Source organism: Acidobacteriota bacterium (assembly GCA_040752915.1).
Taxonomy (GTDB): Bacteria; Acidobacteriota; UBA4820; order UBA4820; family DSQY01; genus JBFLVU01.
Genome location: JBFMHB010000049.1, coordinates 1 through 21,959, shown reverse-complemented (window position 1 = coordinate 21,959; position 21,959 = coordinate 1). Strand labels below are relative to the sequence as shown.

At 68.8% G+C, this 21,959-nt stretch carries 23 protein-coding genes; 7 read left to right on the top strand and 16 right to left on the bottom strand.

The features are described from left to right. From AB1824_09790 to sfsA, 3 genes are all read right to left on the bottom strand, one after another. Positions 1–613: hypothetical protein (locus AB1824_09790; protein ID MEW5765255.1), on the bottom strand; the 613-nt coding region annotated here is incomplete at its 3' end. Positions 614–624: 11 nt separating this feature from the next. Beyond that, positions 625–2,709 carry a M1 family metallopeptidase gene (locus AB1824_09785; GenBank protein MEW5765254.1) on the bottom strand — a complete coding sequence of 695 codons (2,085 nt, stop codon included), beginning with the start codon at positions 2,707–2,709 and terminating at the stop codon, positions 625–627. Then, positions 2,696–3,397 (bottom strand): DNA/RNA nuclease SfsA, encoded by a 702-nt coding sequence (sfsA, locus tag AB1824_09780; GenBank protein MEW5765253.1) that lies wholly within the window; start codon positions 3,395–3,397, stop codon positions 2,696–2,698. The genes AB1824_09785 and sfsA overlap by 14 nt, the downstream gene beginning before the upstream one ends. Before the next feature lie 167 nt (positions 3,398–3,564). On the opposite strand from sfsA, the gene xseA reads away from it, so the two are divergent. Genes xseA through AB1824_09760 form a run of 4 tightly spaced genes read left to right on the top strand, consistent with a single transcriptional unit; the run spans position 3,565 to position 6,116 of the window. Further along, on the top strand, positions 3,565–4,989 hold the full coding sequence (gene xseA, locus AB1824_09775) for an exodeoxyribonuclease VII large subunit (protein MEW5765252.1): 1,425 nt from the start codon (positions 3,565–3,567) through the stop codon (positions 4,987–4,989). Continuing rightward, positions 4,961–5,260: a DUF3467 domain-containing protein gene (locus AB1824_09770; protein MEW5765251.1), complete on the top strand. Its 300-nt coding sequence runs from the start codon at positions 4,961–4,963 to the stop codon at positions 5,258–5,260. Before xseA ends, AB1824_09770 begins: the two co-directional genes overlap by 29 nt. After that, positions 5,257–5,523: a DUF4321 domain-containing protein gene (locus AB1824_09765; protein ID MEW5765250.1), complete on the top strand. Its 267-nt coding sequence runs from the start codon at positions 5,257–5,259 to the stop codon at positions 5,521–5,523. The genes AB1824_09770 and AB1824_09765 overlap by 4 nt, the downstream gene beginning before the upstream one ends. After that, positions 5,520–6,116, top strand: a complete 597-nt coding sequence (locus AB1824_09760; protein ID MEW5765249.1) for a nucleoside triphosphate pyrophosphatase — start codon at positions 5,520–5,522, stop codon at positions 6,114–6,116. Before AB1824_09765 ends, AB1824_09760 begins: the two co-directional genes overlap by 4 nt. A 219-nt stretch (positions 6,117–6,335) precedes the next feature. Here AB1824_09760 and AB1824_09755 read toward each other — a convergent pair whose 3' ends face one another. The 3 genes from AB1824_09755 to AB1824_09745 are packed head-to-tail and all read right to left on the bottom strand — an operon-like array spanning position 6,336 to position 8,724. Beyond that, entirely contained in the window at positions 6,336–6,680 is a 345-nt protein-coding gene (locus AB1824_09755; GenBank protein MEW5765248.1) for a response regulator, read from the bottom strand. An 11-nt stretch (positions 6,681–6,691) separates the two neighbouring features. Beyond that, positions 6,692–7,342, bottom strand: coding sequence for a hypothetical protein (locus AB1824_09750; protein MEW5765247.1), 651 nt, complete (start codon positions 7,340–7,342; stop codon positions 6,692–6,694). Continuing rightward, entirely contained in the window at positions 7,339–8,724 is a 1,386-nt protein-coding gene (locus tag AB1824_09745) for a sigma-54 dependent transcriptional regulator (protein ID MEW5765246.1), read from the bottom strand. The genes AB1824_09750 and AB1824_09745 overlap by 4 nt, the downstream gene beginning before the upstream one ends. 162 nt (positions 8,725–8,886) lie before the next feature. On the opposite strand from AB1824_09745, the gene AB1824_09740 reads away from it, so the two are divergent. After that, complete coding sequence (locus tag AB1824_09740) at positions 8,887–9,714, top strand: hypothetical protein (GenBank protein ID MEW5765245.1); 828 nt, start codon at positions 8,887–8,889, stop codon at positions 9,712–9,714. 73 nt (positions 9,715–9,787) lie between these two features. Here the strand turns inward: AB1824_09740 and ispF are convergent, their stop codons facing one another. The 8 genes from ispF to rplM form a co-directional block, all read right to left on the bottom strand. After that, positions 9,788–10,270: a 2-C-methyl-D-erythritol 2,4-cyclodiphosphate synthase gene (ispF, locus tag AB1824_09735; GenBank protein ID MEW5765244.1), complete on the bottom strand. Its 483-nt coding sequence runs from the start codon at positions 10,268–10,270 to the stop codon at positions 9,788–9,790. Next, a complete protein-coding gene (gene ispD, locus AB1824_09730; GenBank protein ID MEW5765243.1) occupies positions 10,267–10,959 on the bottom strand; it encodes a 2-C-methyl-D-erythritol 4-phosphate cytidylyltransferase in 693 nt (230 codons plus the stop codon). The genes ispF and ispD overlap by 4 nt, the downstream gene beginning before the upstream one ends. Before the next feature lie 59 nt (positions 10,960–11,018). Beyond that, on the bottom strand, positions 11,019–11,576 hold the full coding sequence (gene frr, locus AB1824_09725) for a ribosome recycling factor (GenBank protein ID MEW5765242.1): 558 nt from the start codon (positions 11,574–11,576) through the stop codon (positions 11,019–11,021). A 61-nt stretch (positions 11,577–11,637) separates the two neighbouring features. Then, positions 11,638–12,366, bottom strand: coding sequence for a UMP kinase (gene pyrH / locus AB1824_09720; protein MEW5765241.1), 729 nt, complete (start codon positions 12,364–12,366; stop codon positions 11,638–11,640). 71 nt (positions 12,367–12,437) lie between these two features. Next, positions 12,438–13,313, bottom strand: a complete 876-nt coding sequence (tsf, locus tag AB1824_09715; GenBank protein MEW5765240.1) for a translation elongation factor Ts — start codon at positions 13,311–13,313, stop codon at positions 12,438–12,440. Positions 13,314–13,317: 4 nt separating this feature from the next. After that, positions 13,318–14,205, bottom strand: coding sequence for a 30S ribosomal protein S2 (rpsB, locus tag AB1824_09710; GenBank protein ID MEW5765239.1), 888 nt, complete (start codon positions 14,203–14,205; stop codon positions 13,318–13,320). Between the two features lie 161 nt (positions 14,206–14,366). Continuing rightward, positions 14,367–14,759 carry a 30S ribosomal protein S9 gene (rpsI, locus tag AB1824_09705; GenBank protein ID MEW5765238.1) on the bottom strand — a complete coding sequence of 131 codons (393 nt, stop codon included), beginning with the start codon at positions 14,757–14,759 and terminating at the stop codon, positions 14,367–14,369. A gap of 17 nt (positions 14,760–14,776) precedes the next feature. After that, positions 14,777–15,214, bottom strand: a complete 438-nt coding sequence (rplM, locus tag AB1824_09700) for a 50S ribosomal protein L13 (protein ID MEW5765237.1) — start codon at positions 15,212–15,214, stop codon at positions 14,777–14,779. A gap of 271 nt (positions 15,215–15,485) precedes the next feature. Here rplM and AB1824_09695 point away from each other — a divergent pair, with 271 nt between their 5' ends. Both AB1824_09695 and AB1824_09690 read left to right on the top strand, forming a co-directional pair. Further along, positions 15,486–17,153, top strand: coding sequence for a SpoIVB peptidase S55 domain-containing protein (locus AB1824_09695; protein MEW5765236.1), 1,668 nt, complete (start codon positions 15,486–15,488; stop codon positions 17,151–17,153). Then, positions 17,131–19,125, top strand: a complete 1,995-nt coding sequence (locus AB1824_09690; protein ID MEW5765235.1) for a hypothetical protein — start codon at positions 17,131–17,133, stop codon at positions 19,123–19,125. The genes AB1824_09695 and AB1824_09690 overlap by 23 nt, the downstream gene beginning before the upstream one ends. Here the strand turns inward: AB1824_09690 and AB1824_09685 are convergent. Further along, entirely contained in the window at positions 19,110–19,829 is a 720-nt protein-coding gene (locus AB1824_09685; GenBank protein ID MEW5765234.1) for a class I SAM-dependent methyltransferase, read from the bottom strand. The genes AB1824_09690 and AB1824_09685 overlap by 16 nt on opposite strands. A 146-nt stretch (positions 19,830–19,975) precedes the next feature. Next, positions 19,976–21,772, bottom strand: a complete 1,797-nt coding sequence (gene uvrC / locus AB1824_09680) for an excinuclease ABC subunit UvrC (protein ID MEW5765233.1) — start codon at positions 21,770–21,772, stop codon at positions 19,976–19,978. Positions 21,773–21,959 lie beyond the last annotated feature (187 nt).

Below are 21,959 nucleotides of genomic sequence, written 5' to 3'. Positions count from 1 at the left end.
GGCCCAACCCCTCCGACGGGCCCAGGACGGCCCGCCGCACCCGGGCCAGCCCGGCCCCGTTCCGGGCCGCCACGAACCAGAGACCGGCCACCGCCAGGGCGGCCCAGGCCAGGCGGACATCCCACGCCGGATCCGTGGCCTCCTTCAGGGCCTGGCTCGCGCCGGCCAGGGCGAGACCCGGAACCAGCCCCACGAAGAGGAAGAGAACCCCGTTCAGGAGCACCAGCCCCAGGAAGGGCCAGAAGTTCCGGACCGCCCCCGTCCAGAAGTCCGCCCAGGCGCGCACCTCGCCCCTCCGGGCCGCCTGGGAGTAGACGCCGGCCGAGAGAAGGAGCGCCACGGGCAGAAAGAGAATGAGGAGGAGCGGCACGTTTCCAAAGGCCGCCGCCGAGCCCTCGGGGGCCTTCATCAGGGCCTCCGCCAGGACGCCCAGATCCCCGCCGGGAAGCTTGGCGGCCTCGGGGCTCGGGTCGAGGAGGGCGTGGAGGGCCGCCCGGGCCGGAAGGAGCGCCAGCGTCCCGAAGAGCAGGGCCGAGGCGTACAGGAGGGCGGCCGCGACGAGGTCCGCCTTGCGAAAGAGAAACCCGTTCTTCAGCGCGCGCAGGGCGTTCATGGTCCCCCTCCTCAAATGGCCGACGCCAGGAAGGCGAAGAGCCCCTGGAGCACGAAGCGAAGGCGCGCGGTCACGGTGCCCGCGGGACGCCTGTCCGGCTTGGACATCCACCCGTTGTTGAAGCGGTCCAGGTCCAATAGGACCTTCCCCTCGGGATCCACCTCCACCCGGGTGACCTTGGCCCCCCTGAACTCGAAGGTGTGGTACCGGCCCGTCCCGTCCCAGCGGACGTCCTCCGCCTTTCCCTCGGCGAAGGTCACGCGCACGGTGACGGGAAGGACGAGGTCCCCCTTCCGCTGGACGGTGACCTGAGAAATCCACACGTCCTTCGGCTTGGGATCGGCCGCCCTGTCCCCCTTCTTCTCGGCGGGGCCCGGCGGCTCCGCACCGGTCTTTTGCGCTCCCCCCTTCTTTCGCCGCTCGGCGGGCGTCGGGTAGGCCTCGGGCGGATCCTTCGAAAGATCCATCCCCTTGGGGGGCGACTCCAGGCGGTTCCTCACCCGAAGGACCTCGAAGTCCACCACGCCCGTTCCGAAGAGCAGGGGCTCCAGGAAGGGCCGCACGTCCTCCCCGGCCTCTTGGGACACGATGCGGAGGAAGTCCTCCGTAGTCGGGTGGGTGAACTTCACCCGGGCGAAGAAGGCCTTCATGGCCGCGTCCATGCGGTCGCGCCCGAGGCGCTCCTCCAGGGCGGCCATCACCAGAGTGGACTTGTTGTAGGAAATGATCGAATAGGAGTGGTTGTTCACGTACTTCCAGGAAGGGAGGACCACGGGATCCGCGTCGGGAAGGGAAAGGTAGCCCAGCCGCTGGCTCTGGCTGTCGCCCAGTCGCCATCCGGCCAGGTTCCCCGCGAGGGACGTCTCCCTCCCCAGCCAGTCGTCGAGGATGCGCATCTCGTAATAGGAGTTGATCCCCTCGTCGAGCCAGGCCTCCTCGAACTCGTTGTTGGCCGACATGCCGTACCAGTACTGGTGGCCGAACTCGTGGAGGGTCACCATCTCCGGAAGGTAGAACCCGTCCGGAACGAAGGGGTGGGTCATGGAGGTGATGAGCATCGGGTACTCCATCCCGCCCGCGCCCAGCCCTCCACGGGGCGGGTCCACCACGGTGATGACCGGGTACGGATACTTCCAGAGGTACCGTTCGAAGCCCTCGAGGGCCGCCTTGACCGCGCCCGCGTAGCGGGGGATGTCCCCCCGGTTTCCCGGCTGCATGAGCACGCGGATGGTCGTGCCCCGGAAGTCCTCCTTCACGTCCACGAAGTCGGGGGAGGCCGTCCAGGCGAAATCGTGGACGTCCTCCGCGTGGAAGCGGAGGGTCTTGGTCTTTCCGTCCGAGGTCTCGTCCCACTGGACGCCCGTGGCGCCCACCATGTAGCGCGTCGGGACGGTGACGGCCACGTCGTAGACGCCGAAGTCCGCGTAGAACTCGGAATTCAGGTGGTAGGGGTGGCAGTTCCAGCCGCGGCCGGCCTCGTAGACGCCGAGCTTCGGGAACCACTGTCCAGCCATCACGAAATCGCCGAGGAACCCGGCCCGGGCGAAGACCTTGGGGAGCTTGTCTTCGAAGACGATCCGGAAGGCGGCCTCTCCGCCGGGCGGGACGGGCGCCGGTAGGGACACCCGCGCCACCGTCCGGTCTTCTCCGGGGAATTCCAGGGACAGGGCGGCCTCTTTTCCGTCGGGCCCGAGGAGGGCCATGGACTTGACCCGGCAGTACCCCCACTGATCCTCGCTCGCCTTGAAGCCCCGGTGGGCTCCCGAGGACTCTTTCATGAAGACCGTGCGGTCGTTGGCGAAGGCGTTGAGGTAGAGGTGGAACCACGCGTCCTTCACCTCCTCGCCCGTCGCGTTTTTCCAGGTGACGGTCTCTTCTCCCGCCAGGGTCTTCTTTTCCGCGTCCAGCGCGACCCGGATGTCGTACCGGACGATCCGCTCCGACAGGGGCTCCGGGAACAACACGGGAGGCCCCGCCGCGGCGGCGACGGAGACCGCCGCCCCAATCCCGAGAAGGGCGCTCCGCACGAGGGAACCGATACGCTTCCTGCCAAGGTCCATGGCCCACCCTCCCAGCAAGCCGTCAAAGATCCACACGGACCGCCTCTCCCACCTCCACCTCGGGGATTCGGAAGCGGGTCCGATACGCGAGGACTTCCACGCCGCCGCGAGAGGCCCGCCTCAGGGCCGCGGCGAAGGCGGGGTCCTTTTCACGAGCGGGGCGGAAGAAGTTCCCATCCTCCCGATTGACGAGAAAGAGCACGATGGCCCGTCCCCCCTCCTTCGCCGTACGGGCGAGGGCGCGAAGATGTTTCAAGCCCCGCTCCGTCACCGAATCGGGAAAGCCGACTCCCCCGTCGGGGGTGGGCCACGTCGTGTTCTTGACCTCCACATACGCGGGGGTGCGGCCGGGCGCGGTAAGAAGGAAATCCACCCGGCTGTCCCTCCCGTAGGGAACTTCCGGGCGGACCTCTTGGTACCCGGCCAGTTCTGCGATGCGCCCCGCCCGCAGGGCCTCGCCCACGATGGCGTTGGCCCGGTGCGTGTTGATCCCCACCCAGCCCCCGGGCAGGCGGATCCACTCCGCGGTCCAGGGGAGCTTCCTCCCCGGGTTCGGGGATCGGGAGCAGACCACCTCGGCCCCTTCGGCCAGGCACCCTTCCATGCTCCCCGAATTGGGGCAGTGGACCGTCCAGAGGTCCCCCTCGGGGGTCCGCACGTCCATCAGGAAGCGTTGGTAGCGCCGGATCAGGGTTCCCCTCATCAGCGGGCCCTCGGCTCGCATCGGACCTCCCCCCGGAGTATATCGGGAAAACCGGAAAGAAGAGGCGCGAAGGCGTCGCGTCGCGGTCCCGCCCGAGGGAGACGGGGCCACGCCCCCTTTTCTCGGAAGGTCCGGGCCCGTACACTGCCTCCATGCCGAAGGAATGGTCCGGGCGACAGGTGTACACCGTGGGCGAGCTGGTGGCTCTCCTCGCCGGAGAACTGGAGTCCGCCTTTCCGGACGTGTGGGTGGAGGGAGAGGTCTCGGGCTTCCGGCGGGCCCCCTCCGGCCACTGCTACTTCGCCCTGAAGGATTCGCGGGCGGTGCTCAAGGTGGCCCTGTTCCGGGCCCACGCCGCGCGGCTTCCCTTCCAGCCGGAGAACGGCATGGCCGTGCTGGCCCGGGGAAAGCTATCGGTCTTCGAGGCCTCGGGCGATCTCCAGCTCTACGCGACCGTGCTGGAGCCCTCCGGCCTGGGGGCCCTCCAGATGGCCCTGGAACAGGCCAAGAGGCGCCTGGCGGCCGAAGGGCTGACGGACCCGGCGCGGCATCGCCCCATTCCCCCCTTTCCGCGCCGCGTGGGGGTGGTGACCTCCCTCGCGGGCGCGGCCTTGAGAGACGTGCTTTCCGTCTTGCGGCGCAGGTCCGCGGGCTTCGACCTCGTGGTGGCGCCGGCTCTCGTGCAGGGGGCCGAGTGTCCCGCCTCGGTGAAGTCGGCCCTGGGCCGCCTGGCCCGCGTGCCGGGGATCGACGTCGTTCTCCTCACCCGGGGCGGAGGCTCTCCCGAAGACCTGTGGGGCTTCAACGACGAGGGCCTCGCGCGCTTCGTGGCCGCCTTCCCCGTGCCCGTCATCTCGGCCATCGGCCACGAGGTGGACACGGTCCTCACGGACCTCACCGCGGACCTTCGGGCGGCCACGCCCTCAGCCGCGGCCGAACTCCTCACGGCCCGGGTGGAGGAGGCCCGGACCCTGGCAAGATCGTCCAGGCGGGCGTTGGGACGCCTGCTCTCCCACCGCCTGGGTTCCCTGAAAGAGCGGCTGTCCGGCGGCCGCCCCGGCCGCCTTCGGGCCTTGCTGGAGAGCCGTCTGGAGCGGGCGGAGGAGGCCCGGGACCGCCTGGAGGAGAGGGCCGGAGGCGCGATGCGGCGCCGCCTCGACCGGGAAGCAGGTCGCCTTCTTGTCTGCCGCCGGGCGCTGTCGCCGGAGGAGTTGAGGCGCTGGCTCCGCGCCCTCTCGGATCGGCTCGAGGGCGGCCGGCTCCGCCTTCGGGCCGCCGGTGAAGGGGCCCTTGCCTCCCGGCGAGATCGGGCGGCATCCCTCGCGCGGCTCCTCGATTCCCTCAGCCCCTTGCGGGTCTTGGGCCGCGGCTACTCGGCGGCCTTCGATTCGGGCGGACGCCCCGTTTCCGACGCCTCCGTCCTTTCCCCGGGCGACCGCCTGGAGGTCCTCTTCGGGCGAGGCGCCGCCGCCTGCGGGGTCCTCATGACGCGGGACGGAGACCCCAGAGCCCTCCTCGGTCTCGGCCCGCGCGTTGACGGCCCGGGCCCGACGGCCGTAGAATCGGGCCCCGAGGAGGCGGAACGTGGACGAGAAGAAAAAGGCCGGCCTTGAACTCCGGATCCAGATAGACGAGAAGACCGCCGAGGGGACCTACGTCAACTTCCTCTCCGTGTTTCACAACCAGGCGGAGTTCGTGATGGACTTCGGACGGATCGTCCCCGGCAAGCCCGAGGTGAAGATCCAGGCCCGATTGCTCACGAACCCCATCGCACTCAAGCAGATCGTGCACACCCTCGCGGAGAACCTGGAGCGCTACGAAAAGGCCTTCGGTCCCCTGCCCATCGCGGAAGCGCCGATTCCGCCCAAGGGGATGCTCCAGTGAAGCTCGGCTGGTTCGGCGCCTTCCTGGTTCTCCTCCTCGGAGCCGTGATCGGCACGATCTTGGGACAGGTCGTGGGCCTGCTCCTCCCTTCGGGAGGGCTCCACGACATTTTCTTCAAGGGCGTCTCCATCGGGCTCAAGGAGCCCCTCCATCTGGACCTGTCGGTTCTCCAGGTGGTCTTCGGCATCACCCTCTCGGTCAACCCCCTGACGCTGGTGGGATTGCTCCTGGGCATCTATCTGGTGGTGCGGTTCACCAAGTGATCCCCGTGATCCTCGCCTCGCGAAGCCCGCGGCGGACCGAACTCCTCCGCCTCATCGGCGTACCCCACCGGGTCGCGCCTTCGGGAGCCCCCGAGGAGGCCCTTCCCGGCGAGTCCCCGCGGGACCAGGTTCTGCGCCTGGCCTGCGACAAGGCCGAAGCGGTCCTCACGGGAGAGGCCGGCGACGTCCTGGTGATCGGCGCCGACACCCTCGTCGTGCTGGACGGGGAGGCCCTCGGACAGCCGCGGGACGCCTGCGAGGCCGCCGCCATGCTCCGCCGCCTCTCGGGGCGGACCCATACGGTCCTGACGGGGGTGTGCCTCGCCAGACCCGGCCGCCCTCACGCCCGGGGCGTGAGCGAGAGCCAGGTGACGTTCCACCCCATGAACGAGGAGGAGATCGCGGCCTACGTGGCCACCGGGGAGCCCATGGACAAGGCCGGCGCCTACGCGGCCCAGGGCCTCGGCGCGGTGTTCCTCGCCGGCATCGAGGGCTCCTTCCACAACGTGGTGGGGTTTCCCCTGGACCTCTTCTACCGCCTTCTCCCCGGCGTGGGCCTGAGCCTCCCGGACCTGCGCGGAAAGAGAAAATAGGGACAGCCACCTATTTTCTGCGCACGGGTTCTCATCGCTGAAGGAAGCGGGGACCGTTACCCATTTGCTGCGCCCGGGTTCTCCTGGCGGAAGGTTGGAGCCTCGGAGGTGGGCTGGGGGCGGACCGCCTCCTGGTGCCGCACCCCCTTACTCACCTACTCACCTACTCACTTACTTCCTTACTGACCTACTCCCCGATTCTCCCGACGAGCGGCCTTCCTACGGCGGACAGATGGCCCGGACGGCCTTCAGAAGAGCATCGAAATCGAACGGCTTCGCGATCACGCCCACCACCCCGTACTCCTTCAGTTCCTTCAGGGGGGGGAGGGTGGCCGCGGCGCTGACCACCAGCGTCGGTATGATGAGACCGCCTGCCCGGAGCTGGCGGAGGAGGGCCATGCCGTCCATGTGGGGCATCATGGTATCGGTGAGCATGCAGTCGGGACGATCGCGGACGGCGGCGGCCAGCCCGAGATGGCCGTTCTCGGCCTCCACCACGCGGTAGCCTTCGCCCTCCAACAGGGTCCGGAGGATGCGGCGGACGTGGCCGTCGTCCTCGACCACCAGGACGGTCTTCATGGCGACAGGGGGATGGCCGCTTCCAGGCGCCAGAGGCCCTCCCGATGGATGAGCTCCAGCCCGCCCCCGAAGGGCTTGAGGACGGCCGACAGGTAGGGCAGCCCGCAGTCGAGCCAGGCCTTCACGGGCCTGGCGGACGGCCAGTACACCTTGCGAAGGATCCGTCCCGCATCGAGGAGTTCCTCGTCGCCGTCCAGCGTGTAGACGGCGTGGCACAGGCCCTCGCCGGGCTCGAAGAACCACTCCGGCGGTCTTCCGGCGGCCGAGGCCAAGGTGATCGCGGCGCCCAGGAGCCCCGTCTCCAGCGCGCTGCGCGGAACCACCAGCCGCGCGTCCCCCGTCGCGCCCCCGGGCGGGAGAATGGGGAGCGATTCCTGCGCGATCCTCCGACTCAGGTCCGCCGGAAGGCCGGACAGGCCCCAGGGCTCACCCTCCTCGGGCGACTCGGGCAATTCCCGCAGACGCCAGTACCAGCCCAGCATCCGCTCGAGAGTCCGGGTGTTGGACTCGAGGATCTGAAGGGCCTCCGCCACGGGCTCGGCGGGATCCTTGACGTAGAGCTTGAGAAGATACTGGGCGCCGCGTAGGTTGGTCAGCGGCGTGGCCAGGTCGTGCTCGAAGATGAGGCGCTCATCCTCCGGTCTCACGCGCGTCTCCGGAAGGCCGCGGGATCCACGTCCAGGCGCTTGAGGTGCTCGTAGACGCTCTTTCGGGAGAGGCCCGCCTCCTCGGCGGCCTTCTTGACGTTGCCCCGGTGCCGTTCGAGGGCGTCGATGAAGTAGGTCCGGCTGAACCGCTCGAGGGCGGCGCCGTATCCCTTCCCATCCGCCACGAAGGTCTCCGGCTCCGCCACCTCCGCCCCCAGGTGGACCACTTCCTCCGCCGTGATGGTGTCGGCCCGGCAGAGGACCAGGGCCCGCTTCAAGGTATTCTCCAGCTCGCGAACGTTGCCCGGCCAATCGTACCGGACGAGTTTGGACTGGGCTTCCGGCGTGATGCCCTGGACGGCGGGGTTGATGGAAGCCCGGTGGAGGCGGATGAAGTGGTCCACGAGGAGCGGGATGTCCTCGCGGCGCTCCCGCAGGGCGGGCAGATGGATGCCGACCACGTTGAGGCGGTAGTAGAGGTCCTCGCGAAAGCGTCCGGCGGCGATCTCCGCCTGGAGGTTCTTGTTCGTGGCCACCAGGATGCGCACGTCCGTCTGGACGGACTGGGTGCTCCCGAGCCGTCGCACTTCGCCGTCCTGGAGCGTCCGGAGCAGTTTCATTTGAATGGAAAGGGGAGCGTCACCCACCTCGTCCAGGAAGAGGGTTCCCCCGTTGGCCTCCTCGAAGAGGCCTCGCTTGGCGGCGGCGGCCCCCGTGAAGGCCCCCTTGGCGTACCCGAAGAGCTCGCTCTCCAGGAGGGTCTCCGGCACGGCGCCGCAATTGATGGGGACGAAGGGCTTGGGAGATCGCCGGCTCATGGAGTGGATGGAACGGGCCACGAGCTCCTTCCCGGTCCCGCTCTCGCCCGTGAGCACGACGGGAACGTCCCTCCCGGCCACGAGGCTCACCATCTGGAAGACCTGCCGCATTTTCGCGCCGACGCCGATGAGGTTGGGAGGGGCCTGGCTGCGGGAGAGGCGCACCTTGAGGTCTCCCAACTCCTCGCGCATCCTGTACTGCTCCAGGGCCTTCTCCACCTTCACCTGGAGTTCGTCCAAGATGACGGGCTTGGTGATGTAGTCGAAGGCCCCGGCGCGCATGGCCTCCACGGCGGTCTCGATGGAAGCGTAGGCCGTGATCAGCATGACGACCACCTCGGGCCGCCTCCGCTTGATCTCCCTCGTCAGTTCCATCCCGTCCATACCGGGCATGATCAGGTCCGTCAGGACCAGGTGGGCCTCCTCCTCGTCGACCATCCGCAGGGCCTCGCGCGCGTTCCGTGCCAAGAGGGTGCGGTACCCCGCCGCGCCCAGCGTGTGGCCCAGGATCCGGAGGGTGTCCGGATCGTCGTCGGCGATGACCACGTTCGCTTTCGGGTCCATGGGCTCCCCGTTCGGCCCATCGTATCCCAAGGGGTGGTCCGCCACAAGAACGTGAGTCAGGTCACGAAAGACGCCCTCGGGAACGGACCGCTAAACCAACCCGAGGGCGTGGCGGTCTTCACGGCAGAAGCCCGACGGAGGGCAACGCACAAGGAGGCTCGAATGAACCGTTTCAGATTCCCTGTGATCCTGCTCATCCTGACCCTCGGCGGGGCCGTGGCCGCCGCCGCCCAGGCTCCCCCCAGCGCCGCCTGGATCTCCGGAAACGTCGGGGCGGTCACCGCGGACACGATCACCCTGCAGGGGTTCGCTTTCCCCGTGTCGGCCGAGGCGGCCTTCGCCACCGTCCTGCCGGACGGGACCCTCTCCGAAATCCCCCTCGCTTCCATCCAGCCCGCCGACCCCTTTCACGGACACGCCGTGCTGGGCGAGTCCGGGTTCGCCTGGGTCCGGGGCTATGTGGGAGACCGCTTCTTCTGGCACGGAGTGGTCACGGCCGTCGTGCGCGACGAGTCCGGCCACCCCTTGACCATTACCCTCGATGACACCGTGACCATCCACGTTTCCCAGGCCCGGGTCGTCGGGGTCCCGCCCGGGCAGGAGCGGTCTTCCGCGCCGGACGCCCTGGACGGCGCCTCGGCGGCGGAGAGCGAGCCCTACCTGCTTCTGGACGGGGCCACCCTGGGGGTGGAGGGCATCGCCAAGGACGGCGTTTTCGCCGCCGTCGTGGTGAACGTGGCGGCGGTGGACTTCGCCTCCACGGGGACCATCGCCTCGCTGGTCACGGACGAATCGGGGACCGTCACGGGCTTCGTTCTGGACAAGGACGGGACGGCCTCCAACGTCGTTCTCGCTCCCTTCACCCTCATCCGGAAGGGCCGTCGGATTCTCTCGCCCGGAGACCTGGAAGCGGGGATGCGGGTCTTCGTGACGGGCAAGTCCCTCTCCGACGGCTCCGTCGTCGCGTTCGAGGTCAAGGTCGCCCGCTGAGGGACCCGGTCCACCCGGAACGCCCGAGGGCGGATGGGGATCCCCCGTCCGCCCTCTTCCTTTCTCCAACGACTCAGTCCGGCCGGACCTCGTCGAGAAGGACCACGGCGTGGCAGGCCACGGCCTCTCCCCGGCCGATGTCCCCCAGACCCTCCGCCGTCTTGGCCTTCACGCTGACCCGCGAGGGGTGCACCTCGAGTAGCTGGGCCAGGCGCTGGCGGAGGGCGTCCCGGTAAGGCCCGATCTTGGGCGCCTCGGCGATGACGGTGACGTCCGCGTTGCCCACGCGGAGCCCCACCCCCTGGATTTTCGCGACGACGTGCGCCAGGAGGTCGGCGCTGTCCGCCCCCTTCCATCGCGGGTCCGAATCCGGGAAATGGGCCCCGATGTCGCCCAGGGCCGCCGCGCCCAGGAGGGCGTCCGCCACGGCGTGCAGGAGCGCATCCCCGTCCGAATGGCCAGCGGGCCCCCTGTCGTGGGGGAGCGTGAGCCCCCCGAGCCGGAAGGGGCGGTCCTCCACGAGCCGGTGCAGGTCCCATCCGTGGCCGATCCTCATGGGCGTCCTCCCAGAAGAAGCGCTTCGAGAAGCGCGAAGTCCTCCTCGTAGGTGACCTTGATGTTCTTCGAAGTTCCCGTCACCCACACCACGTCGCCCCCCATGTGCCGGACGTAGGAGGCGTCGTCCGTCCCTTCAAATCCCTCCTCGACCCCGCGCTCGTAGGCTTCCCGGAGGACGTCGTAGGGAAAGGCCTGGGGAGTCAGGGCGCGCACGAGGCTCCGGCGGTCGGCCACTTCTTCGAGGTGAGCGTCCTCGGAGACCTTCCAGAGGGTGTCCACGGCGCGCGCCGCCAGAATGGCCCCCTGATGGCCCGGAAGGGCGTCGAGGAGCGCCCTGGCTTCCCCCACGGACACGATGGGCCGCGCGGCGTCGTGGACGAGGACCACGTCGGGCCGGTCCGCCTCCAGGGCGCGCAAGGCGGCCAGCGCGGAGCGGGCCCTCGTGTTCCCGCCCTGCACGCATCCCCGGTACACGCGGAGGGGATGAAGATCCATGATCTCGTTGAGGGTGGAACGGTGCTCGGCGGGAACGGCCACCCGGAGGGTGAGCACCTCGGGCATGGCGTCGAAAGCTTCCAGCGCGTACAGGATGAGGGGCTTTCCCAAGACCGCCCGAAAGGGCTTGGGGAGGTTGCCTCCGGCCCGGATTCCCATCCCGCCGGCCAGGACCGCCACAGAGACACGCATTGCCCCCTCCATGGTCCCCTCCCCAGCGGTCCCGTCCCTGGAGAGCCGCCCGCGGAGACCTACACCTCCATGATGTCCGCCTCCTTCTTGGCGACGGACTGGGCGATCTCTTCAATGGTCCGGTCGTGGAGCTTCTGGATCTCCTCGAAGCCCTTGTCTCGATCGTCCTCGGAGATCTCCTTGGATTTCTCCTTTTTCTCGAGGACCCCCCGAGCCTCGTGACGGACGTGGCGCACCGCCACTTTCCCTTTCTCCCCGAGCTCCCGAGCCCGCTTACACAGTTCCTTGCGGCGCTCCTCCGTGAGCTGGGGAACGGGAAGGCGGATGACCCGCCCGTCGTTGGAGGGCGTCATCCCCAGGTTGGCTTCCAGGAGGGCCTTCTCGATGAGCGGGATCTGCTTGGGGTCCCAGGGCTGAATGACCAGGAGCCGCGGTTCGGGCACCGAGAGGGTGGCCACCTGGTTGAGGGCCGTCTTGGTCCCGTAGTAGTCCACCTTCACGGGCTCCAGAATGGCCAGGCTGGCCTTGCCCGTCCGGATGGACGCGAGGTCGTGGCGGGTGGCCGCCAGGGTCGCCTTCAGCTTCTCTTCCACGTCCTTGAGGATCGCCTTGACCATGTTCGTCCTCCCCCATATGCCGTCTGCGTCGCGGCCATTATGGACGGACTCGGGAGCCCCTTCAACCCCGCGGGGCGTCCGCGACGATGGTTCCGATGATCTCCCCCTCCACGAGCCTCCGGATGTTTCCGCGCGCGAACAGGTCGAAGACCCGGATCGGGATGTGGTTCTCCATGCAAAGGCTGATGGCCGTCGCGTCCATGACGCGGAGACCCTGCTCCAGGGCCTCCAGGTACGTGATGGAGTCGTACTTTCGGGCGCCGGGATTCTTCAGCGGGTCCGCCGAGTAGACGCCGTCCACCTTCGTGGCCTTGAGGAGGAGCTCCGCCTTCACCTCGATGGCCCGCAGCGCGGCCGCCGAGTCCGTGGTGAAATAGGGATTCCCCGTCCCCGCCGCGAAGATGACGATCCGGCCCTTCTCGAGGTGGCGGATGGCCCGGCGCCGGATGTAGGGCTCCGCGATGGCGTCCATGGCGATGGCCGTTTGCAGGCGGGTGCTGACGCCCCGCTTCTCCAGGGCGTCCTGGAGGGCCAGGCCGTTCATGATCGTGGCGAGCATGCCCATGTAGTCCGCCGTCACGCGGTCCAGACCCATGCCGTCCCCGAGGGCCCCCCGGAAGATGTTCCCGCCGCCCACGACGATGCAGACCGAAACTCCCATGGAATGGATTTCGACTACCTCCTGGGCCACGGTGCCCACGGCCGTCGGATCGATTCCGTAGCCCTCGGGCCCCATGAGGGCCTCTCCGGACAGCTTCAGCAGGATCCTCTTGTAGACGGGTTCGGCCATGGCGACTCCCCTCTTCCCGTTCGGGCTACGAAAAAGGGCGGCCCTTGGGCCGCCCTCGGGTTTCGCGACGGTCAGTCGCCGGAGGCGGAGGGCTTCAGGCCCTCCCCCAGGACGAACCGCTCGAAGCGGACGACCTTCATCTTGCCGCCGGTCTTGGCCTTGAGGTAATCCTGCACCCGGACTGCGGTGTCCTTGATGAAGGGCTGTTCGAGGAGGCAATTCTCCTCGTAGAACTTGTTCATCTTGCCGTCCACGATCTTGTCGACGATGGACTCGGGCTTGCCCTGCGCCAGGACCTGGGATCGGTAGATCTCCCGCTCGCCCTCGAGCACCGCCGCCGTGACTTCCTGCCGCGAGACGAACCGGGGCGCCGAGGCCGCGACCTGCATGCACAGGTCCTTCGCGGCCTCCTCCACGTCCGTGGCGCCGTTCTCCAATGCGAGCTGCATCAGGACGCCGATCTTGCCCCCCGCGTGGATGTACGTGGCCACCCTGTCGCCCTCGTAGCGGACGAAGCGGCGGAACTGGATGTTCTCCCCCAGCTTCGCGACCTTGCCCACAATGGCGTCCCTCACCTTGGAGGCTCCGTCCAGGATGTAAGGCTGGTCGAGAAGGGCCTCCGGCCCGGCGGGGGCGTTTTCCGCCACCTGGCGCGAGAGGGCCGTGGAAAGCTCCATGAAATCGTCGGTGTTCGCGACGAAATCGGTCTCGCAGTTGATCTCCACGAGGGCCCCGACCTTGGCTCCGGGGGCGACGTAGGAGGTCACGCGGCCTTCGGAGGCCGCCCGGGCGCTCTTCTTCTCGGCCGTGGCCATGCCCTTCTTGCGGAGGATCTTGACGGCCTCCTCCATGTCGCCGCCGGCCTCTTCAAGGGCGCGCTTGCAGTCCATCATGCCGACGCCGGTCTTCTCCCGAAGTTCCTGGACCATCTTCGATGTGATCGCCATGGGATCAAGCCTCCGGAGCGGGGGTGGGCGCGGGGCCCTTGCGAACGGGTGCCTTGCGGGACGGGGCTCGGCGGACCTTCTTTTCCAGGGCCTCGAGCTTCTCCTGGGCGCGGGACTTCTGCACGTCCGAGTGCTCCTCCTCGTCCGCGTCCGCGGCGGCCCGGTCGGCCAGCGCCGCCGCTTCGGCCATCTCCGCCTCGCGGGCCTGGAACACGTGGCGCCCCTCCTCGATGGCGTCGGCCACCTTCCCGGCGAAGAGCTGGATGGCCCGGACCGCGTCGTCGTTTCCGGGGATCGGGTAATCCGCCTCGTCGGGGTCGCAGTTCGTGTCCACCATGGCCACCACGGGGATGCCGAGCTTCTTGGCCTCGCGGATGCAGTTCCTCTCCCGCTTGATGTCCACCACGAAAATGGCGGAGGGGATCCGGGTCATCTCGACGATGCCCGACAGCATCTTCTCGAGCTTCTCCTTCTCCTTGCCCAGGAGGAGGCGCTCTTTCTTCGTGAGGTTCTCCGAGTTCTGGTTGGACTCCAGGCGAAGGAGTTCCTTGTAGCGCTGGATCCGGGTCTGGATGGTCCGGAAGTTGGTCAGCGTGCCGCCCAGCCACCGCTCGGTGACGTAGGGCATCTTGACGCGCTCCGCGGCCTCGCGGATGGCCTCCTGGGCCTGGCGCTTGGTTCCCACGAAGAGCACCCGGCCGCCCTTGACCGCGAGGTCCGTGACGAAATCGGAAGCGTGCTTGAACTCGCGCAGGGTGTGCTGGAGATCAATGATGTGGATGCCGTTGCGCTGTCCGAAAATGTACCGCTTCATCTTGGGGTTCCACTTCCTCGTCAGGTGCCCGAAGTGGACGCCGGCTTCCAGGAGCTCCTTCATGGTTACGGTCGCCAAAGCTCTCTCCTTACTGTGGCCGCGAACGGGGCGGAAAGCCTCGTGGCCAGAACCCTCCGTGAGGGCCCTTGTCCGCCCCTTCTCCTGTCCGCGGGAAACATGGGGTCAGGGCCAACCGGCGGCGGGGGGGGGCGCTGGCCTCCCCCCGCGCCGGAACGGGATTAACGCTTGCTGAACTGGAAGCGCTTGCGGGCCTTCGGGTGGCCGTATTTCTTCCGCTCGACCTCGCGTGCGTCGCGCGTGAGCATCCCCGCCGCCTTCAAGCTGGCTCGAAGTTCCTGGTTGTACTCGAGAAGGGCGCGGGAAATGCCGTGCCGCACGGCACCGGCCTGCCCGGAGATGCCCCCGCCTTCCACGTTCACCAGCACGTCGAACTTGTCCATCGTGTTGGTGAGAGTGAGGGGGCTCTGGATCTGCATCCGGTGCACGGGGTTGGGGAAATACTCCTCAAAGCCCCGCTTGTTCACGAGGATGCTGCCCTTGCCCGGGCGCAGATAGACTCGGGCCACGGCCGTCTTGCGCCTTCCGGTCCCGTTGTACTGGATCACGCTCATGCATCAGACTCCTGAAATCAGCTCAAGGCCACGGGAAAGGGCGCGGGCTTCTGGGCCTCGTGGGGATGGCGCTCTCCCGCGTAGACCTTCATCTTTCGGATGAGCCGGTCCCCGATTCGGTTTTTGGGGAGCATGCCCCGCACGGCCTTTTCGATGAGGCGCGTGGGGTGCTTGGCGAGGAGGTCCTTGGCGGAGATCTCCTTGAGGCCGCCCGGGTACATGCTGTGGTGCCGGTAGACCTTGTCGGTCCACTTGTTGCCGGTGAGCCGCACCTTCTCGGCGTTGACCACGACCACGAAATCGCCCACCTGGGCGTTGGGGGTGTACAGGGGCTTGTGCTTGCCCATGAGCACGCGCGCCACCTCCGTGGCCAGCCGCCCCAGGGTCTTGCCGTCGGCGTCCACCACGAACCAGTCGCGGCGCACATCCCCGCTCTTGGGAAACTCCGTACGCATTGCCGAATCTCCTCGCTCGTCTCCAGCGCGGCAGACGCATCCCGTCGCGCAAAGGGCTCTCAGTGTAGAGGAAAAAGCCCGTCCGTGTCAAGGGTTTGGAGGGGCGGCCCCGGGGGGCGCCCTTCGCCGCGTGGTATCATGGCGCCTTTTGGTCCGGTGCGCCATGAGATGGTCTTCCACCTTCGCCGTTCTAGCGTTTCACCTCTGCCTTGCGGCCCGGGCCGGTAGTCCGGCTCCTCCCGGCGACGCCCCCCCGTTCCCCCTGGAGAGGGTGAGGCCGGGCCTTACGGGTACGGGGTATTCCGTCTTCAGCGGAAAAGAGCCGGCGACCTTCCAGGCCGAGGTCCTGGGGGTGGTGAACCGCGGTTCGGGGCTCCAGCGCCTCATCGTCTGCCGGTTGTCGGGGGCCAAGGTGGAGCGAACGGGGATCCTGCAGGGAATGAGCGGAAGTCCGATCTTCGTGGAGGGGCGGCTTCTCGGCGCCCTGTCCACGGGCTGGGCCTTCTCCAAGGAGCCCCTGTGCGGCGTCACCCCTGCGGAGGAGATGCTGGCGGTCCGGGACCGGGCCCAGTCCGGAAGAGCCGCCGCCGAGAGGACTTCGGGCCCTCCCGTCGGGTGGGACGGGTTCGTCGAGCGGGCGCTCCCAACCTGCGGTTCGTCCCGGGCCGGAGCCCCCGCGCCCGCCCCTCCCAACTTCCACAAGGAGACACTCGCCCGCCTGACCGACTCGGGCTTCCAGTGGACGCTGGCCTCCGGGGAAGGTCCAACCCTGTCTCCCTCCGGCCCGCCTCCCGCCGCCCCATCGGCGGGTCAAATGGTGGGCGTCCAGCTCGTCAGCGGGGACGTCCAGTTCACGGCCTTCGGGACGGTGACCTGGAGCGACGGCCGCTCCTTCCTCGCGTTCGGACACCCCTTTCTCGAGCTGGGGAGCCTGGAAATGCCCGTGGTGGCGGCGGAGGTCGTGGCCCCCGTCCCCAGCGCGGCCATCGGTTTCAAGCTCTGCGACGCCGGCGTCCCCATCGGCGTCGCACTGGAGGATCGTCCGGCGGGGGTCTTCGGGAGGTTCGGCGGTTCGGCGCGCATGGTGCGGGTCCGCGCGGCCATCTCCGGGCCGGGCCTGCCGCCGCGGGAGTACTCCTTCGAGGTCGTGGACAACCCCCAGGTGACGCCCGCCCTGGCGGGCAGCGCCCTGGCTCTCCTCGGTTCCCATCTGGACGATCCCGTTCAGGCCAAGACCCTTCGGATGGCCGCCATCCGGTTCAAAGTGGAGGGGCGGGCGGACATCGAGCTCCGAGACCAGGTGTTCAGCGGTTCGACGGGATTCGTCTCGGCGGCGGAGTTTTTGAGCGCCGCGCTGGACCTCATCATGAACAACTCCTTCGAGCCCCTGCGGCCCCGGTCCGTGGAGGTTCGCATCGAGGTGGCGCCCGGGCGCAGCGGGTTCCACCTCCGGGATGCCTGGGCGGACCGGTCCTCCGCCGGGCCCGGGGAGGATCTGGAGATCCGCGCGAGGTTGCAGGCTTACCAGGGCGGCGATCGGGACCTTTCGGCGACCCTGCCCGCCCGGGCGCTTCCGGCGGGCCGGCTCACCGTAACGGTGGGAAGCGCCTCCGAGGTGGCCAGGCTCGCCGCCGCCGCGGACCCCCGGCCGCCGAAGACGGCCGACGAAGTGCTCGCCCGCCTGGCCGAGTTCCCCTCCAGCCGATCCCTGGCGGTGGCTGTCTTTCAGGACCAGCCAGGAAGGATCCTGGAGCTGCGGCGGGTGGGCGACTCCCCGCCATCCATCGAAGCTCTGTTCGGCGGCAGGCCCCTCGCGGGCTCCTCCAAGGCGGATGCCCGGAGGCTCGTTTGGCTGGGGACCGTTGACGCCGGGGCTGCGGTGGATGGGACGGTGGAATTCGACGTGGAGGTGCGACATGCGGGTGACGCGAGCCGTTGAGGTACTGGCCGGGGCCGTGCTGGCCGCCGCCGTGGGCGCCCACGCCGTCCAGACCCGGACCGTGCTTTCCGCCGCCGCCGACCTGAGAGAGGGGTACCCTCAGGGCGTCGCGGCGCATTCCGATGGGACCTTCTCGGCGGGGCCGTCTTACCGCGCGCTGGTGCAGATCCCCTCTCTCCCGCTCTCGGCGCTCCGAACCGCGGAAGGCCTCTTCGTGGGCACGGGTCCCACGGGGGATCTCCTGCGCATCCAGGAGGACCGCGCGGAAGCGGTCCACCGGTTCTCCGAACCGCTCGTGACGGCCCTGGCCCAGTCCTCCGACGGCTCCCTCCTCGTGGGCACCTCGTCCCCGGCGCGGGTGTACCGCTTCCACCCCGGGACCGGGGAGGTTTCGCGGATCGCCTCGCTGCCCGCCGACTACGTGTGGGTGCTTCTGGAGGAGGGCTCCAAGGTCCTCGCGGCCACGGGCCTCCCCGGGGGAATCTACGAGGTGTCCTCCGCTGCGGAGCCCACCCCGATTCTCGTCCCTCCCGCCAAGCACGTCCGGTGCATGGCTGGCTGGAACGGGCGTCTGTGGGCCGGCACCAGCGGACCCGCGGCCCTCTACGAGGTGGGCGGCGCCTCCCCGTATTGCCTCCAGAGCTTCCCCCAGGAGGAGGTGGCGGCGCTCGCCCCGTCGCGGGACGAGCTGTTCCTCGTGTTGAATACAAAGGCCGCCGCGGCCCCCGAGGGCGATGCGGCCAAGGCCGGCGGGGGCGGAACCTCCGTGGTGTATCGGATGGCCATGAGCCGCGTGGTGGAACCCGTCTGCTCCCTCGGGGCCCTCTCGCTTTCCCTCTGCCCTTCCGAACGAGGGGCCTTCGTGGGGCTCGTGGACGGACGCCTGTTCGAGGTCGGCCCGCAGGGAGACTCCTACCTGTGGCGGTGGGAGGACTCCCCCGTCACGGCTCTTCTCCCCTCAGGACCTTGGCCCCAGGCGCTGACCGCATTCCCTCCCGCCCTGAACGTCGCCGAAAAGAAGGCCGGGGGCGTCTACCTTTCGCCCGTCCTCGACTTGGCCGCGCCCGCACGCCCCGTCCGCCTGGAGACCTCGGGAGGAGGGACCGCGGCGATCCGCGCCGGGAACACCCCCAAGCCCGACGCCTTCTGGTCCGGTTGGAAGGAGGCGCCCCAGGCGACGCAGACGCCCCCGGGACGATTTGTTCAATGGCGCCTCGCGCTGGCACCCGGAGCGGAGTCCCGCGGCGTCTCGCTGTCCTGCCGCCCCATCAACCGCCCGCCTCTCCTTCAATCGGCCCTCGTCCACCCCCCGGGACAGGTGTCCATTCAGATGCCCAGCCAGCTCGGCGACCGCCTCGCCCGCGAGGTGCACCAGGCCGACGCGCCCTTTCCATCCCTCGTGCAGGCTCCCGCCCAGGACATGCCCGCGCAGATTTACTACATTCAAGGGTTCCGCATGATCTCCTGGAAATCGGAAGATCCCGACGGGGACAAGGTTAGGGCTACCCTTTTTCTGCGCCCCGCCCCGTCCGGTTCGTGGATCCGCCTGGCCAAGGACGTGGCCGACTCCTTCTTCGCCTTCGACACGCGCGGCTTGCCCGACGGGGCGTACTCCGTGCGAGTGCGCCTGGACGACGCGGCCTCGAATCCCGAGGAGGAATCGGGGACCGCGGAGCGGGAACTCCCCGAGTTCTCCGTGGACAACACCCCTCCCGACCTTCGTCTCTCCAGCGCCGGCCCTCGCCGGATTCGTGCGACGTTCTCGGACGCGGGAGGCGTTACGGCGGTTCGGGCCAGCGTGGACGGTGGTCCCTGGCAGGTGCTCCCGTGGACGGAAGGCGTGGAAGGGTCCGCTTCAGGGGCCTGCGAGGTGGAGGTTCCCTCGGGGGAGGCGCACTGGGTCGCCGTTCAGGCGGCGGATCCAGACAGAAACGTGGCGACCTCTGGCTGGTGGTTTCAACCGCCCCGGTAGAAGGGCGTCTCGTAACCGGCCCCCGCCAGGACCTCGAGAAAGCTCCCGGCCCGAGTCGTCCGCTCCAGACGGAAGAAGAGGCTCACCGCCATGCGCGGCAACGCACGGCTCATGGGCCGGGCGAGGGCCGCGGGAAGGGGGTAGAAGTTCCCGCCTCGGACCTCCCTGACCTGGAGGAAGCCCCCCGCCATCGCGAACCGCAGAAACCCCTCCGCCGTCGCCCCCCGCACGTGGGGGCCGAGCCACTCGATGGAGGAGGGCTGGGCGCCGAACAGGAGGAGAACTCGATTGTGCAGTGACGCCAAGTTGGGGAGGCCGACGAGGAGGCACCCCTCTGGGCGAAGCACCCGCACCGTTTCGGCCAGGATCCAGAAGATCTCCTTCGTGTGCTCCAGGACCTGGTTGGCCAGGACCAGGTCCACCTCGGCATCTCCGAAGGGAAACGGGTCTCTCTCCAGATCGAGCGCGTGGACTTCGATCCCCTTGGACGAAAGGGCCCGGGCCGCCTGCGGGTTGGATTCGATCCCCGCCAGCCGGCATCGCTCGGGCCCGAGCGACAGGGCCACATTGGAGAGGTCCGCTCCGGTGCCGGCGCCCAGATCCAGCACCCGCAGTTCCGACTTCCCGGCCGATGCGAAGTGCCGGCGGGCCATCGCCGCCATGGTCTCGCGCCCGTAGTTGAGCGGCTCCGTTCCTTTCTTCAACCGGGCGACCCACGCGCGCATGGGGAGATGGTAGCACGACTCCGGTCCGCCTGAGGTTCCCGCCGTCCGGGTTCCGCGCGCTGGCCCCGACCTGCGGACCGGGCGCCGAGGCGGTAGCGTGAACCCGAACGCCCCGCCCTCGCCGCTCACTCCTCCCTTCGGCCCTCCGATGCCGCCTCCCCCCGCGCCCATCGCAGGACGTGGGCGGCGGCGGCCTTGCCCACGGCGGAGGCAAGCGATTCCTCGGAGGCGGCCCGGACGGCTTCGGTCGTCAGAAAGGCCTTGAGGAGTTTGCGGGCCGTGACGGGCCCCACCCCTGGTATGGCCAGGAGGGGAGAGGCCAGCCGGGCCCGGCTTCTCCGAGCCCGATGGCCCGCGAGGGCGAAACGGTGGGCTTCGTCGCGGAGGGACTGGAGCAGATGAAGCGCAGGCGAAGTTTTCGGCAGGACGAGCGGCTCGGGCGTCCCGGGCCTGAAGACCCACTCCTCCCGCTTCGCCAAGCCCGCGAGGGCGGGGCATTCGGGGACGATGGGCTCCAGGGCGGATCGCGCCGCGTTCACCTGGCCGAGGCCTCCGTCCACCAGCACCAGATCCGGAAGCGGGGCCCCCTCGCGCAGGAGGCGGGCGTACCGGCGCGCCACGACCTCGGCGATGGACGCGAAGTCGTCCACGCCCCGAACGCCTTGCACGTTGAAGCGGCGGTAGTCCTCCTTCCTCAGATACCCGTCCTCCCAAACGACGCAGGAGGCCACCGTCTCGCCGCCCTGCGTGTGGGAGATGTCGAAGCACTCGATCCGCGCGGGCGCTCCGGCGAGGCCAAGGAGAAGGGCCAGGTCCCTCGGCGCCGCCGATCGGTCCCCGCGGGATTCGAAATCGATGCGGGCGTTTTCGACGAGCGTGGCGACCAGGGCCGCTTTGGGGCCCCTCCGTGGGACGACCACCGGCACGCGGCGGCCCTTCCTCTCCGAGAGAAACCTGGCCAGCAGCGGCGCGTCGGCGAATTCCCGCGGAACGCACACCCCATCCGGAATGCCGGGCGAGTTCCCGTAGAGGCGCATGAGCGCGGAGGAAAGGACCTCCTCTTCCGCGCCATCCACGTCCTCGAGCCGCCACGCCCTGCGGTCCACGACGCGGCCTTGGAGGAGCGTGAAGGAGTGCATCCGAACCTCGCCGCCCCCGCCGTAGAGGCCGAAGAGCTCCCAGTGCCCCTCCCCCGGACGGGAGACGGACTGCTTGGCGCCGAGGGCCTCCGTCGCCTTCAGGAGGTCCCGGTAGTGGGCGGCGCTCTCGTATTCACGATTCGACGCCGCCTCTCGCATTTTCCTCTCGAGTTCCTCCCTCAGAGCGACCGTGTGGCCTTCGAGAAAGAGGCGCGCGGCGCTTACGGCCTGGCCGTACGTGCGAGGATCCACCTTCCCTTTCACGCACGGCGCGAGGCACTGGCCCATCTCATAGCGAAGGCACGGCCGCGGCCGGGATCCATCCAGCGGGTCCTTGCAGGTGGCGATCTTGAAGGACTCCTGGAGGACGCGAAGGTTCTTCCGCGCCTGCCACCCGGGGACGAAAGGACCGAAATACAGCGCCCCGTCGCGAATGGGCCTCCTCGTGAAGAGGGCTTTGGGAAACCGGTCCTTCACCGTGAGCTTGAGGTAGGGATAGGTCTTGTCGTCCTTGAGGAGGGTGTTGAACCGTGGGCGAAACTGCTTGATGAGGTTGTTCTCGAGCAGGAAGGCCTCCCACTCGCTGGGCGTGACGATGACGTCGATGGAGGCCGCGGCCTTTTTCAGCCGCTCCACCTTTGAGCCCGGACGTTCCTGGAAATAGGATGCCACCCGGGTTCGGAGGCTCTTGGCCTTGCCCACGTAAAGCGGGCGTCCCTTCGCATCCCGGAAGATGTAGCAACCGGGCCGGGCCGGAAACGGTTCGGACGGCCGTTCGATCATGGCCTCCCCGCGCCGCGCTCGGCGGCAAGGCCCATCTTCGACCAGAGGCGGCGCAAAAAAAAGTGGCCCGCCTTTCGGCGGGCCACCCTTCGGGCGCAAGGCCCTCTACTTCTTGACGACCGCCTTCTTGGCGGCGGGCTTCTTCACGGCCGGCTTCGCCGCGGGCTTCTTGGCGGCGGGCTTCTTC

Excerpts from the sequence above, each read along its gene's own strand:
- sfsA (MEW5765253.1), bottom strand. The coding sequence starts at position 3,397 with ATGCGAGCCGAGGGCCCGCTGATGAGGGGAACCCTGATCCGGCGCTAC.
- AB1824_09745 (MEW5765246.1), bottom strand. The coding sequence starts at position 8,724 with ATGGACCCGAAAGCGAACGTGGTCATCGCCGACGACGATCCGGACACC.
- AB1824_09740 (MEW5765245.1), top strand. The coding sequence starts at position 8,887 with ATGAACCGTTTCAGATTCCCTGTGATCCTGCTCATCCTGACCCTCGGC.
- ispF (MEW5765244.1), bottom strand. The coding sequence starts at position 10,270 with ATGAGGATCGGCCACGGATGGGACCTGCACCGGCTCGTGGAGGACCGC.
- ispD (MEW5765243.1), bottom strand. The coding sequence starts at position 10,959 with ATGCGTGTCTCTGTGGCGGTCCTGGCCGGCGGGATGGGAATCCGGGCC.
- frr (MEW5765242.1), bottom strand. The coding sequence starts at position 11,576 with ATGGTCAAGGCGATCCTCAAGGACGTGGAAGAGAAGCTGAAGGCGACC.
- pyrH (MEW5765241.1), bottom strand. The coding sequence starts at position 12,366 with ATGGCCGAACCCGTCTACAAGAGGATCCTGCTGAAGCTGTCCGGAGAG.
- tsf (MEW5765240.1), bottom strand. The coding sequence starts at position 13,313 with ATGGCGATCACATCGAAGATGGTCCAGGAACTTCGGGAGAAGACCGGC.
- rpsI (MEW5765238.1), bottom strand. The coding sequence starts at position 14,759 with ATGAGCGTGATCCAGTACAACGGGACCGGAAGGCGCAAGACGGCCGTG.
- rplM (MEW5765237.1), bottom strand. The coding sequence starts at position 15,214 with ATGCGTACGGAGTTTCCCAAGAGCGGGGATGTGCGCCGCGACTGGTTC.
- AB1824_09690 (MEW5765235.1), top strand. The coding sequence starts at position 17,131 with ATGCGGGTGACGCGAGCCGTTGAGGTACTGGCCGGGGCCGTGCTGGCC.
- uvrC (MEW5765233.1), bottom strand. The coding sequence starts at position 21,772 with ATGATCGAACGGCCGTCCGAACCGTTTCCGGCCCGGCCCGGTTGCTAC.